We start from the raw sequence: 12952 nt of genomic DNA on the forward strand, positions 1-12952 counted from the left end.
CTCGCCCGGTCAGAACGACCGGATAGACCTACGAACAGCGTGTTACAGGGCCCGCCGCCGCGCCACCGTCGCCGCCAGAGCCGCCGCGGGGAGCATGAGGACGGCCACGACCAGGAGCGCGCGCAGGGTGCCGATCTGGTCGCCCACGGCACCCAGGATCGGCGGGAAGCCGAGGAAGGCCCCGTAGGCCAGCGTGGACACGACCGAGACACGAGCAGCCGCCCGGGTCTCGTCGTCGGCGGCGATGCTGATACCGAGCGGGAAGCCCAGGGCGGCGCCGAAGCCCCACAGCACGATGCCCACGAGTGCGAGGCCGAAGGAGCCGGCGAGCACGGTGAGCACGATCCCGGCACCTGCCAGGGCCGCGGAGGTGATCAGGACCGGCTGCCGGCCGACGCGGTCGATGACCTTCGCGCCGGCGAACCGGGCCAGGCTCATGCAGAAGACGAAGGCCGCGTAGCACGCCACCCCGACCCGGTGGCTCACGTCGTACCCGTCGATCATCGCCAGCGAGACCCAGTCGTTGGCGCTCCCCTCGGCGGCGGCGAAGGCGAGCACCATCAGGCCCAGCAGCAGGGTGTGGGGCGAGCGCCAGGCGGCGAGCAGCTCGCGCCGCGGCGAGTGCCCCTCCGCGGGCGCCTCGGCGGGCAGGAACCCTGCGGTCCCCCACCAGCAGACCGCCAGCGCGACGGCCGCGACGCCGGCGATGTGCCACACCGTCGGCAACGTGCCGACCAGAGCGATGCCGAGCAGCCCACCGAGCACGGTCCCGACGCTCCACATCGCGTGCAGCTGGGGCATCAGAGTCTTCCCGCCGAGCCGCTCGACCGCGGCACCCTCGACGTTCATGGCGACGTCCCAGACCCCATAGCCGACGCCGTACGACACCAGGAACACCGCCACCAGCCAGGCCTGTCCCGGCCAGCTGCCGGAGACGGCGACGAGGGTGAGAGCTGCGACGCAGAGCACCGCGCAGCGGCGTACGACCCGGGCGGCGCCCCAGCGCATCACCAGTCCCCCGGCGAGGGGCAGGGCGGCGACCGAGCCGATGCCCATCGCCAGCAGCATCAGGCCGACGGCCGAGTTGTTCAAGCCGAGACTCTCGCGCAGGGCGGGGATGCGGGAGATGAAGGTCGCGGACAGCAGGCCGTTGGTGGCGAACGCCACCACCGATCCGGCTCGGGCACGGTGGAGAGGCGTCACGAGTAAAGGCTAGTGGCCTCCTCGCCGCGCCTCTGGCCGTGACCAGGGGTGGGACTCAGTCGCGCTTCTTCTCGTAGGGACCACCGCGGCCGAAGATCGGCAGCACCCACGGCTGGCGCAGCGGAGCGCCGGCGAGCGCGACGACGGCGAAGGCGGTCGCCAGGACCCAGGCGATCCCGTAGAGCGCGCCACCGAGGCCGAAGGTCACGATCGTGACCGCGAGCAGGGTCAGCTGCAGGTTGAGGGCACCGGCGGCGTGGTGCTTCACGAACTCGGAGCGCTTGCCGACCGTGTAGTAGAGGATCGCGGGACCGACGACGATCGGCACCCAGGTCGTGGCCTGGGCGAGAGCGGCCAGCAGCCGCTCCTCCGTGGTCGGCGGCGGCAGCAGCTCGTGGGCGGGCTTCGCCGGGGCGGGTGCCGGCGTGGGCTGCGCCACCAGATCGCGCGTGATCGACTCGAGAGCGGCGTACGTCTTCGCCTTCATGGTCAGGTCGAACCGGACGTCGAACTCGGCCTGGTCGAGCCGGCCGTCGGCGTAGGAGGCCTTGAGCAGGTCGATCACGCGCTCGCGGTCGGCGTCGGTGCAGCGGAGCTCGTCGCCGGCGGGCAGCGTCGAGGTGGTGGACGAAGCGGGCGGGGTGGGAATGGGAGCAGTTGAGGACATACCTCAACGATCCGTCGCAGACGCCCTCCGGACAATCAGGGAAGCCCCCGAAAGCAAACCGACCGACCCCGGTCTTGCGCCGGAGACGGTCGGAGGGTGACAGCTCAGAAGACGGTCCAGTTGGACCGGATCGGGCGGGACTCGAGCCACGCCTGGAAGCCGATCAGGGTCTGCTGGTCCATGGCGAGATCGATGTGCTCGCCGTTGACCTCACAGGTCACGATGAGGCTCTCGGGATAGAGGACGAGCTCCTCGATCCCCTCGGGAGAGCGGCTGGAGATGTAGGACATCTCGGTGCGGCGCCAGACCCGCTTGGGTTTGGGCGAGAGCGAGAAGATCCGGAACCACTCCAGCTGTGCTTCGCCGGAGTAGCGGCCGATACCGATGACCCAACCGCGCCCGGGACTGGTGTCCCGGACGCGGTGGCTCAGTTCGAAGACGCCGCCGTTGCGGGCGAGCAGACGGCGGCGTACGGCGATCCCGATGCCATAGGCGAGGACAAGCAGAAGCGATGCGGCCACAACGGCCAAGAGCAGCTCCCACCATGCCATCCGGGTATCGCCCCTCTTCCCTTAGGAGGCCTTCTCGACAGCGCGGATGCGTGCCTCGGCACGACGGATGCGCTTCTCGGCGTCGTTGTTGGTGCCGAGCAGGCGGCGGGCCTCCTCGAGCTCGACCTCAGCCTGGCTGAGGTCGATCTCGTGGGCCAGCAGCACGTGCTCGGACAGGATCGAGACACGGTCGTTGGCCACCGAGAGGAAGCCACCGTCGACGGTCGCGATGACCTCGGTGCCCTCCTCCGGAGTGATCTCCACGACCGCCTCGGTGAGCGCCGACAGCACCGGCGCGTGACCGCGCAGGATGCCGACGTCACCGTCGACCGTTCGGGCGATGACCATGGTGGCCCCGCCGCTCCAGACCACCCGGTCTGCAGCGACGAGCTCCACCTGAAGTGCGTCCGTCATCAGAGGCTCTTCTGGATCTCGGCCCACTTCGCCTCGACGTCGTCGAGGCCACCGCACATGAAGAACGCCTGCTCGGCGACGTGGTCGTACTCACCGTCGGCGATCTTGTTGAACGCCTCGATGGTGTCCTTGACCGGAACCGTCGAGCCCTCGATGCCGGTGAACTGCTTGGCAACGTAGGTGTTCTGCGAGAGGAACCGCTGGATCCGGCGAGCGCGGGAGACGATGATCTTGTCTTCCTCGGAGAGCTCGTCGACACCCAGGATCGCGATGATGTCCTGGAGCTCCTTGTTGCGCTGCAGGATCTGCTTCACGCGGACGGCGCAGTCGTAGTGGTCCTGACCGATGTACTGCGGGTCGAGGATTCGCGACGTCGAGGTCAGCGGGTCCACCGCCGGGTAGATACCCAGCGACGCGATCTCGCGGGAGAGCTCGGTGGTCGCGTCGAGGTGGGCGAAGGTGGTCGCCGGAGCCGGGTCGGTGTAGTCGTCGGCCGGCACGTAGATCGCCTGCATCGAGGTGATCGAGTGACCACGCGTCGAGGTGATGCGCTCCTGCAGGATGCCCATCTCGTCAGCCAGGTTGGGCTGGTAGCCCACGGCGGACGGCATGCGGCCGAGCAGGGTCGAGACCTCGGAACCCGCCTGGGTGAAGCGGAAGATGTTGTCGATGAACAGCAGCACGTCCTGGCCCTGGACGTCGCGGAAGTACTCCGCCATCGTCAGCGCCGAGAGGGCCACGCGCAGACGCGTGCCCGGCGGCTCGTCCATCTGGCCGAAGGTCAGGGCGACCTTGTCGTAGACGCCGGCGTCCTGCATCTCGTGGATGAGGTCGTTGCCCTCACGGGTGCGCTCGCCGACACCGGCGAACACGGAGACACCACCGTGGTTCTTCGCGACTCGGGCGATCATCTCCTGGATGAGGACGGTCTTGCCGACGCCCGCACCACCGAAGAGGCCGATCTTTCCACCGGTCACGTAGGGGGTGAGGAGGTCGATGACCTTGATGCCCGTCTCGAACATCTGGGTCTTGGACTCGAGCTGGTCGAAGGCCGGAGCCTTGCGGTGGATGCCCCAGCGCTCCTTGACCTCGACCGTCGACGGGTCGACGTCGAGGATGTCGCCGGTCGCGTTGAACACGTGGCCGAGGGTGGAGTCACCCACGGGCACCGTGATCGGGGCGCCGGTGTCGGTCACGGTGGCACCGCGGACCAGGCCGTCGGTCGGCTTCAGCGAGATCGCGCGGACCATGCCGTCACCGATGTGCTGGGCAACCTCGAGCGGAAGGGTCGCGGTCTCACCGTTGACGGTGACCTCGACCTCGAGCTTGTTGTAGATGTCCGGCATGGCGTCGACGGGGAACTCCACGTCGACGACCGGGCCGATCACGCGGGCGATACGGCCCGTCGTGGTCTTCTCGTCAACCTGTGCGGTCATTTTCTAGTCAGTCTTTCTGTGGGTTCTCAGTCGTTCGCAGCCTGGGCGTCGGCCAGCGCGTTCACGCCACCGACGATCTCGCTGATCTCCTGGGTGATGCCGGCCTGGCGAGCCTGGTTGGCAACCCGGGTGAACTTCTTGATGAGCTCGTCGGCGTTGTCGGTAGCCGACTTCATCGCCTTCTGACGCTGGGCCAGCTCGGAGGCGGCCGCCTGCAGCAGCGCGAACCAGATCCGGCTCACAACGTACTGCGGGAGCAGCGAGTCGAGCACAGCCTCCGCCGACGGCTCGAACTCGTAGAGCGGCAGGACGTCGCCCTCGGCCGGAGCCTCGGTGCCCTCCACGACCTCCAGAGGCAGGAGACGTACGGCGGTGGGCTTCTGCGTCATCATGGTGATGAACCGCGTGTAGACCACGTGGACCTCGTCGACGCCGGGAGCGGCGGCCTTCTCGGCCTCGGTGCCCTCGACGAAGACCTCGATCAGCTTCTCGCCGATCTCCTTGGCAGCGTCGTAGTCCGGGCGGTCGGAGAAGCCGGTCCAGGCCTGCGACACGGAGCGGCCGCGGAACTTGTAGAAGGCCTCCGCCTTGCGTCCGGTGACGTAGAGGTCGACCTCCTTGCCCTCGGCCTTGAGCTTCTCGACCAGGCCCTCGGCCTCCTTGAGCACGCTCGAGGAGTAGGAGCCGGCCAGACCACGGTCGCTGGTGACCACCAGCACGGCGGCGCGGGTGGGCGCCGCCGGCTCGGTGGTCAGCGGGTGGTCCACGTTGGAGTAGGTCGCCACCGCGGAGACGGCGCGGGTGAGCTCACGGGCGTACGGCGCGGCCGCATTGGCCCGCTGCTGCGCCTTGATGATCCGGGACGCAGCGATGAGCTCCATGGCGCGCGTGATCTTCTTCATCGACTCCGTCGACTTGATCCGCGCGCGGAGTTCACGCACTGACACGGCCATGGTCAGCCCCGCTTCTGCTTGACGATCTGCTCCTGCTCGACGTCCTCGTCAGCCAGGGCCTCTTCCTTGGCGGAACCCGGCTTGACCGAGGCGCCCTCCGAGGTCTCGAACTGGTCGAGGAAGCTGTCGTACGCACCGCTGAGCGCGGACTCGGTGGAGTCCTCGAACTTCAGCGACTCCCGGATCGCGGCGAGGGTGCCCTCGTGCGAGCGGCGCAGGTAGTCGAGGAACTCCCGCTCGAACTTGAGCACGTCCTCGACCGGGACGATGTCGAGGCGGCCGGTCGTGCCGAGCCACAGCGAGACGGTCATCTCGTCGATCGGGTAGGGCGAGTAGGCCGGCTGCCTGAGCAGCGCCATCAGACGCTGACCGCGGGCCAGCTGCTGCTTCGAGGCCGCGTCCAGGTCGGAGGCGAACATCGCGAAGGCCTCCATCGCGCGGTACTGCGCGAGGTCGACCTTGAGCGAGCCGGTGACGGCCTTCATCGCCTTGGTCATCGCCGCACCACCGACGCGGGAGACCGAGACACCGACGTCGATCGCCGGGCGCTGGTTGGCCGCGAACAGGTCGGACTGCAGGAAGATCTGACCGTCGGTGATGGAGATGACGTTGGTCGGGATGAACGCCGAGACGTCGTTGGCCTTGGTCTCGATGATCGGCAGACCGGTCATCGAGCCGGCACCCATGTCGTCGGAGAGCTTCGCGCAGCGCTCCAGCAGACGGGAGTGCAGGTAGAAGACGTCGCCCGGGTAGGCCTCGCGGCCCGGCGGGCGGCGCAGCAGCAGCGACACGGCGCGGTAGGCCTCGGCCTGCTTGGTCAGGTCGTCGAAGACGATCAGGACGTGCTTGCCCTCGTACATCCAGTGCTGGCCGATGGCCGAGCCGGTGTAGGGAGCGAGGTACTTGAAGCCGGCGGAGTCGGACGCGGGAGCGGCCACGATGGTGGTGTATTCCAGCGCGCCGGCCTCCTCCAGGGCACCACGCACGGAGGCGATGGTCGAGCCCTTCTGGCCGATCGCGACGTAGATGCAGCGGACCTGCTTGTCGGGGTCGCCCGAGTCCCAGTTCTGCTTCTGGTTGATGATCGTGTCGATGGCGACCGTGGTCTTACCGGTCGCGCGGTCACCGATGATCAGCTGACGCTGGCCACGGCCGATCGGGGTCATCGCGTCGATCGCCTTGATGCCGGTGGCGAGCGGCTCGTGAACCGACTTGCGCTGCATCACGCCCGGAGCCTGGAGCTCCAGGGCGCGGCGGCCGACCGTCTCGATGTCGCCGAGGCCGTCGATCGCGTTGCCGAGCGGGTCCACGACGCGGCCGAGGTAGCCGTCGCCGACGGGGACCGAGAGAACCTCGCCCGTACGTCGGACCGACTGGCCCTCCTCGATCTTGTCGAAGTCGCCCAGGATGACGACACCGATCTCGCGGGTCTCGAGGTTCAGGGCGAGACCGAGGGTCCCGTCCTCGAACTCGAGGAGCTCGTTCGCCATGGCCGAGGGCAGGCCCGAGACCTGGGCGATACCGTCGGCGGTCCGCGCAACAGTGCCGACCTCCTCGGTCTTCGCCGCCTCGGGCTTGTAGTCCGCGACGTACTTTGCCAGCGCGTCCCTGATCTCGTCGGGACGGATGGTGAGCTCCGTCATCTCTGCCTTCTCTCTCGTTCTTACGTCGAAGTCTGTGTCACACAGGGGTCATACGGCCAGTTGGGGCCGTGATGCCGGATCAGCCGGCGAGTGCTCGCTGCGCCCCGTCGAGGCGGCTGGAGATGGTGCCGTCGATGACGTCGTCACCGATCGAGACCTTGATGCCGCCGACGATGGCCGGGTCGACCACGATGTTCAGGTGGACCTCGCGGCCGTACTTCTTCGCGAGGGCCGCAGCCAGGCGGTTGGTGTCCGCCTCCGAGAGCGGAGCGGCCACGCGGACGACCGCGGTGCCTTCGCCCGCGACCGCTGCAGCGACCTTCTGGTATTCACCCAGCGCGACCGTGGCGGTGCGGTAGGTGCCCGCCAGGGCCTGCTTGGTCAGGGTGACGGTCGCGGCCAGCGCCTTGCCGCCGAGCAGGTCGTCGACCAGCGTGATCTTGTCCTCGGTCGTGCGAGCCGGGTCGGAGAGCGCGTCGCGGAGCGCCGGGGTCTCCTGCACGGCCTGCTGGACCGCGAACAGCTCGTCGGCGAGGCGCTTGGCCTCGCTGCCGGCGCTGCGGACCGCGGCGATCTCGCTCAGTCGCTCGACCGCGTCGCTCAGGTCACCGGCATGCGTCCAGCGGTGCTTGACCGCCGACTCGAGCACGCTGAGTGCCGTCGCGTCGACCTTCCCGCCGAAGAGCTCACCGAGGAGGCCGGTCTTGGCCTCCGACGGCACCGATGCGTCGGTGACGAAGCGGCGCAGAGCTGCTTCGGCGCGGAAGGTCTGGGAGACCTCGAAGAGGGAGTCGGCCGCCTTCGCCGCCGCCTCAGGAGAGGCGGAGACAGCGGTCTTCAGCTCCTCGGTCAGGGCGGCAACTGCGTCGGCCGACGCTCCACGGAAGTCCATCAGTGAACCCCTGCCTCGAGGTCAGCGAGGAACCGCTCGACCACACGGCTGGAACGCTCGTCGTCGTCGAGGGACTCCCCGACGATGCGACCGGCGAGACCGGTGGCCAGCGAGCCGACCTCGGTCTTCAGCGATGCAGCGGCCGCCTGGCGCTCGGCCTCGATCTGTGCCTTGCCTGCGGTGATGATGCGCTCGGCCTCGGCCTGCGCCTCAGCACGCAGCTCGGCCTTGATCGCGGCGCCCTCCTCACGGGCCTGCTCGCGGATGCGGGCAGCCTCGTGACGAGCATCGGCCAGCTGGGCCTCCAGCTGAGCGAGCTTGGCGTCGGCCTCGGCCTGCTTGGCGTTGGCGTTCTCGATGCCGCCTTCGATCGCCGCGGTTCGATCGGCGTACGCCTTCTCGAAGTTCGGAACGATGAACTTCGCGACTCCCACGAAGAGGATGGCGATGACGATGACACCGAGGATGATCTCCGGGACGTGCGGGACCAACGGGTTGATCTCGGTCTCCGCAGCGGTTACCTGGGTAAGGATCATGTCGGAACCTTCAGTAGTTCCCTACGTCAGCGAAGGACGAAGGCGAGAGCCAGGGAGATGATGAAGAACTGCTCACAGAGAGCGAAGCCGAGGATCGCGATCGCCTGCAGGCGGCTCTGGGCCTCCGGCTGACGGGCAACACCGGCGACGTACGCGGCGAAGATCAGACCGACACCGACACCCGGGCCGATGGCGGAGAGGCCGAGGCCGATGATTCCGAGCTGTCCCTCCATGGGGATATTCCTTTCGGTTGTGACGCGATCTGCGTCAGTTGTTGTGCGTCGACTGGGTTGGCTATTTGGACGAGGCTCAGTGCTCGTCGGCGACCGCCCCGGCGATGTACATCGCCGAGAGCAGCGTGAAGACATAGGCCTGCAGGAACATGATCAGGATGTCCAGGAAGGACACCATGATGCCGAGCAGGAAGGCGAAGAGGCCGGCCGCGACGCCCTGCCAGGTCGGTGCGTAGTGCAGGAGCAGCCAGGCACCGCCGAGCGAGAACAGCGCCAGCAGCAGGTGGCCGGCGAACATGGTCGCGAAGAGACGGATGGCGAGCGTGAACGGGCGCACGATGATGTTGGAGAGGAACTCCAGCGGCACCATCATGATCAGGATCGGACCCGAGACGCCGCTCGGCACCGTCTGGAGCTTGAGGTAGCCGACGAAGCCGTGCTTGGCGATACCGACCACGTTGTAGATCAGCCAGGTGATCAGCGCCAGCGCCGCGGTGTAGCCGATGTGCGACATCGTCGGGAACTGGATCAGCGGGATGATCCCGTAGAAGTTGTTGACCAGGATGAACGTGAAGACCGTGAACAGGTACGGCACGAACCGCATGTAGTCCTGGGAGCCGATGATGTCGCGCGCGATGGAGTTGCGGACCATCCCGTAGACGTACTCACCGGCGAACTGCAGCCGGCCCGGGACCACGGCGGCCTTGCGAGAGGCCGCGTAGAAGAAGCCGAGGACGATCACGACGGACAGCACGACCAGAAGCATGATCTTGGTCGGAGCCCACTCGCCGGATCCGATGATCGGCGGAAGGAAGAAGTCCGCGGGCCCCGGGATATGAGGCCCCGACTCCGACGCCATGACGGTGGCGGCAAGCGACTTCACGCTGTCTCCTGTTTGTTTCGAACGTACGATTCTGGGTGGCGAGCTTCAAAGGCTCGGGCATCATCCCGGCGGCCGCCCCCGACGGCCCGGACGATATCAGGCACTACTGGCGAGTCATGAGTCTGCCCCGGGCAAGTCGAAGAGCGGGATCCGCTCGCGTCGCACCAGGACCGCAAACGTGGTCGTCCAAGCGACCGTGAGCGCCATGACCGAGAAGGCTGCCGGACGTACGACAGCGTCTCCCCCGGCCTGCGAGACGACCAGCAGGACAACGAAGAGAACCATGCCTGACAGCGTGAAGACGCCGACGGCGGCAGGCATCGAGAGGGCGGGCGACTTCGCCGCGATCACGAACATCGCCCAGGAGCCGATGGCCAGCACGACGACGGTCGCGATCGACCCGATCGCAGCACCGGTCAGACCAGTGGTCCCGGCAAGAAGGAAGGCCACCCCGAGGGCCGCGAGCACAGCAACTGCGGACACTGCGGCAGAACCTCGCAGCACCTTGGACTTGCTGGTTGCGGTCGTCATCGTCGGCGGCCGTTCTCTCTGGGGGCATTTCACGTGTTCAGGAGCGTATCCCGAACGCTCGTGAAAACTATCACAAGCGTCTTTGGGCTCCCTAATCGATCGATCAAGGCTCTGCTAGCGGGGCTGTTCCTCCAGCGGCGTGAGCTCCTCGGGGACCTCGAGGAGCTTGTCGGTGCGCTCGCCGCGGATCTTGGGGAGGACGAAGGTGAGCAGCACGATGAGGGCGGTGGCGACGGCGACGCCGACGATGACGACGGGGCCGCGGTAGAGGGTCACGAAGACCGAGCCGAAGGACATCAGACCGGCCCAGAGCCACATGATCAGGACGGCGCGACGCTGGGAGTGGCCGATCTCCAGGAGGCGGTGGTGCAGGTGCTTCTTGTCGGCGGCGAACGGGGAGCGTCCGGCGCGGGTGCGGCGTACGACGGCAAGGACCAGGTCGACCAGGGGTACGACCAGGATCGTCAGCGGCAGCAGCAGGGGCAGGAAGGTGACCAGGAGCGCGGTCGAGGCGTCGAAGGCGTTCACGTTCAGGCCGCCCGCGTTGTAGGAGCCCGAGAGGGTGACGGCGCTGGCGGCGAGGATCAGCCCGATCAGCATGGAGCCGCTGTCGCCCATGAAGAGCCGGGCGGGATGCCAGTTGTGGATCAGGAATCCGACGCAGGCGCCCGCGAGCGCAACGGTCAGGAGGGCCGCGGTCGAGGCGCGGCCGATGTCGTTGATCCGGGTGAACTGGTAGCAGAACAGGAACAGCGCCAGCGCGCCGATGCCGACGACTCCGGCGGCGAGGCCGTCGAGACCGTCGATGAAGTTGACGGCGTTGACCACGGTGATCACGACGAGCCCGGTGAGCAGGGCGCCCTGGGCGGGATCGATGGCGAACTGGGTGCCGTCGGGGAACGTGATCAGGCTGTACTGCAGGTTGAAGCCGACCAGGATCGCCGTCGCCAGCACCTGACCGCCCAGCTTGGTGAGGGCGTCGAGCTCGAAGATGTCGTCGATGACGCCGACGATGCAGATGAGCGCGCCCGCCAGGATCACCACGCCGGTGTCCTGCAGCACGAAGTCCGGTGCGTCGGCCAGGAACGGCAGCTCGCGGGCGACCAGATAGGCGGCGATCAGACCGCCCAGCATCGCCACACCACCCATGTAGGGGATCGGAACGGCATGTACGTCACGGTCGCGGACCTTCGCGACGGCTCCTGTGCGCATCGCGAACTCGCGGGCGACGACAGTGAGCAGGTAGGTCACCACGGCGGCGACCAGGAAGAGGAGGACGTAGGCGCGCATCAGGCTTCTGTGTCGGCGTCCGTGTCGGGCATGTCGGTGTCGGTCACGGCGGGGTCCGGATCGCCCGGTCTCCGGATGGCGACGTCGTGCTTCGCCAGCAGCTCGTTGATCCGGTCGATGCTGATCGCGCCCTCCCGGAGGACCTTCGGCTCGTCACCGGTGGCGGAGATGATCGTGGACGCCTCACCGACCGGCGACTCCCCTCCGTCGATGATCGCCTTGACCATCTTGCCGAGCATCTCGTCGGCCTGGTCGGCGTTGGTGGCAGCGGGCATCGTGGTGCGGTTGGCGGAGCTGGTCGCCAGCGGACCGACCCGGTCGATGATCCGGCGCAGGATGTCGGAGTCGGGGATGCGTACGGCCACGGTCTGGCGGGCCTCGCCGAGGTCCCACTGCAGCGACGGCTGCTGGTGGAAGACGACCGTCAGGCCACCGGGCCACAGCTCCTCGACGAGGGTGCGGGCCCAGTCGGGGATCCGCGTCGCGAGGGCGTCGAGGGTGGCGACGTTGGAGATCAGCACCGGGGGCGGCATCGACCGGCCGCGGCCCTTGGCGGCCAGGAGGCCGGCCACGGCTCCCTTGTCGAACGCGTCGGCGGCGACGCCGTAGACCGTGTCGGTCGGGACGACCACGAGCTCGCCGGCCTGCAGCGCGGCCACCGCAGCGTCCACCGCCTTGGTCTGCTCGTCCTCGGTCGCGATCGGGTAGCGCTCAGTCACAGTGCTCATGTTGCCAGTTGTGCGGTCGTGAAGCGCGGACGGCCTGCCAGATCGAGGTGATCGCGTACGTCCTGCCATCGTCCGGTGGCGGAGAAGACCGCCGGCGCCCCGCCGTTGTCCGCGTCCGGACCCTGCTCGTCGGCGTGCTCGAAGCCGACCACTCCCCCGGGCTTGAGCAGCTCCGCGGCCCGTCGTTCCAGCACGCGGATCGCGTCGAGACCGTCCTGCCCGGAGAAGAGCGCGAGGTCCGGGTCGTGGTCCCTCGCCTCGCGGGCGACCGACTCCCAGGCCTCGAGCGGGATGTAGGGCGGGTTGCAGACGAGCACGTCGACGCTGCCGTCCAGGTCGGCGAAGGCATCGGCCATGTCGCCCTGCCGCAGGTCGACGCCGGTGCCGGTCAGGTTGCGTACGGCCCAGGGGTAGGCGTCCTCGGAGAGCTCGACCGCGTGCACCTCGGCGCCCGGGACCTCGTCGGCGATGCTCTTCGCGATCGCGCCCGAGCCGGTGCAGAGGTCGACGACGACAGGTGCGTCGATCTCGGTGGCACGGTCGATCGCCCAGCCGGCGAGCAGCTCGGTCTCCGGCCGCGGCACGAAGACGCCGGGACCGACGGCGAGCTCGACGTGCCGGAAGTACGCCACCCCGGTCAGATGCTGCAGCGGCTCACGCTCGGCACGGCGGGCGAGCAGGTCCGCGTAGGCCTTCTCGTCCTGCGCCGCCACGTCGTCGACGAGGAAGAGGCGGTTGCGGTCGGTGTCGAGGACATGGGCCAGCAGGATGGCGGCGTCAGCGTCGGGACTGGCGACTCCGGCCTCTGCGAGCTGCTTTCGGGCACTTGCCAGAAGTGTGCGCGGGGCGGTCATGGGCAACTGCTCCTGAATGTGTTAGTCATGCTTTACCCGGCTGAGGGTAACGTTCGGGCGCCTCAACGGTTCTTCCGGTCATATCGGGGGACGCGGGAAATGGCCGCCACCCTCGTCGGGCGCTGTGCTGCCCCACCA

Annotated in this window: 15 protein-coding genes; all 15 read right to left on the reverse strand. The window is 68.1% G+C overall.

Features of this window, described 5'->3' with window-relative positions:
- Positions 1-42: 42 nt before the first annotated feature.
- The 15 genes from G5C66_RS04905 to prmC all read right to left on the reverse strand — a co-directional run bounded on the left by G5C66_RS04905 (position 43) and on the right by prmC (position 12814).
- Positions 43-1203: an MFS transporter gene (locus tag G5C66_RS04905; protein ID WP_165109837.1), complete on the reverse strand. Its 1161-nt coding sequence runs from the start codon at positions 1201-1203 to the stop codon at positions 43-45.
- 55 nt (positions 1204-1258) lie between these two features.
- Positions 1259-1870, reverse strand: coding sequence for a DUF1707 and DUF4870 domain-containing protein (locus tag G5C66_RS04910; protein ID WP_165109838.1), 612 nt, complete (start codon positions 1868-1870; stop codon positions 1259-1261).
- A 104-nt stretch (positions 1871-1974) separates the two neighbouring features.
- Entirely contained in the window at positions 1975-2391 is a 417-nt protein-coding gene (locus G5C66_RS04915) for a DUF2550 domain-containing protein (RefSeq protein WP_338144068.1), read from the reverse strand.
- Between the two features lie 51 nt (positions 2392-2442).
- The gene (locus tag G5C66_RS04920; protein WP_165109840.1) at positions 2443-2835 is read right to left on the reverse strand and encodes a F0F1 ATP synthase subunit epsilon; all 393 of its coding nucleotides are present in this window, start codon (positions 2833-2835) and stop codon (positions 2443-2445) included.
- A complete protein-coding gene (gene atpD / locus G5C66_RS04925) occupies positions 2835-4271 on the reverse strand; it encodes a F0F1 ATP synthase subunit beta (protein WP_165109841.1) in 1437 nt (478 codons plus the stop codon). Before atpD ends, G5C66_RS04920 begins: the two co-directional genes overlap by 1 nt.
- Before the next feature lie 26 nt (positions 4272-4297).
- Positions 4298-5224: a F0F1 ATP synthase subunit gamma gene (locus G5C66_RS04930; protein ID WP_165109842.1), complete on the reverse strand. Its 927-nt coding sequence runs from the start codon at positions 5222-5224 to the stop codon at positions 4298-4300.
- Positions 5225-5226: 2 nt separating this feature from the next.
- Positions 5227-6867, reverse strand: coding sequence for a F0F1 ATP synthase subunit alpha (gene atpA / locus G5C66_RS04935; RefSeq protein ID WP_165109843.1), 1641 nt, complete (start codon positions 6865-6867; stop codon positions 5227-5229).
- Positions 6868-6946: 79 nt separating this feature from the next.
- Positions 6947-7759: a F0F1 ATP synthase subunit delta gene (locus G5C66_RS04940; protein WP_165109844.1), complete on the reverse strand. Its 813-nt coding sequence runs from the start codon at positions 7757-7759 to the stop codon at positions 6947-6949.
- Entirely contained in the window at positions 7759-8295 is a 537-nt protein-coding gene (locus tag G5C66_RS04945; protein WP_008362140.1) for a F0F1 ATP synthase subunit B, read from the reverse strand. The genes G5C66_RS04940 and G5C66_RS04945 overlap by 1 nt, the downstream gene beginning before the upstream one ends.
- A gap of 26 nt (positions 8296-8321) precedes the next feature.
- Positions 8322-8528 carry an ATP synthase F0 subunit C gene (locus tag G5C66_RS04950; protein ID WP_091047785.1) on the reverse strand — a complete coding sequence of 69 codons (207 nt, stop codon included), beginning with the start codon at positions 8526-8528 and terminating at the stop codon, positions 8322-8324.
- A gap of 76 nt (positions 8529-8604) precedes the next feature.
- A complete protein-coding gene (atpB, locus tag G5C66_RS04955; protein ID WP_338144069.1) occupies positions 8605-9411 on the reverse strand; it encodes a F0F1 ATP synthase subunit A in 807 nt (268 codons plus the stop codon).
- 114 nt (positions 9412-9525) lie between these two features.
- Positions 9526-9894, reverse strand: coding sequence for a hypothetical protein (locus G5C66_RS04960; RefSeq protein ID WP_165109845.1), 369 nt, complete (start codon positions 9892-9894; stop codon positions 9526-9528).
- Positions 9895-10056: 162 nt separating this feature from the next.
- The gene (locus G5C66_RS04965) at positions 10057-11232 is read right to left on the reverse strand and encodes a glycosyltransferase family 4 protein (protein ID WP_165109846.1); all 1176 of its coding nucleotides are present in this window, start codon (positions 11230-11232) and stop codon (positions 10057-10059) included.
- Complete coding sequence (locus tag G5C66_RS04970) at positions 11232-11960, reverse strand: L-threonylcarbamoyladenylate synthase (RefSeq protein ID WP_206443730.1); 729 nt, start codon at positions 11958-11960, stop codon at positions 11232-11234. The genes G5C66_RS04965 and G5C66_RS04970 overlap by 1 nt, the downstream gene beginning before the upstream one ends.
- The gene (prmC, locus tag G5C66_RS04975; protein WP_165109847.1) at positions 11957-12814 is read right to left on the reverse strand and encodes a peptide chain release factor N(5)-glutamine methyltransferase; all 858 of its coding nucleotides are present in this window, start codon (positions 12812-12814) and stop codon (positions 11957-11959) included. The genes G5C66_RS04970 and prmC overlap by 4 nt, the downstream gene beginning before the upstream one ends.
- Positions 12815-12952 lie beyond the last annotated feature (138 nt).

Origin of the sequence: Nocardioides turkmenicus, assembly GCF_011045035.1 — a bacterium.
Lineage (GTDB): Bacteria > Actinomycetota > Actinomycetes > Propionibacteriales > Nocardioidaceae > Nocardioides > Nocardioides turkmenicus.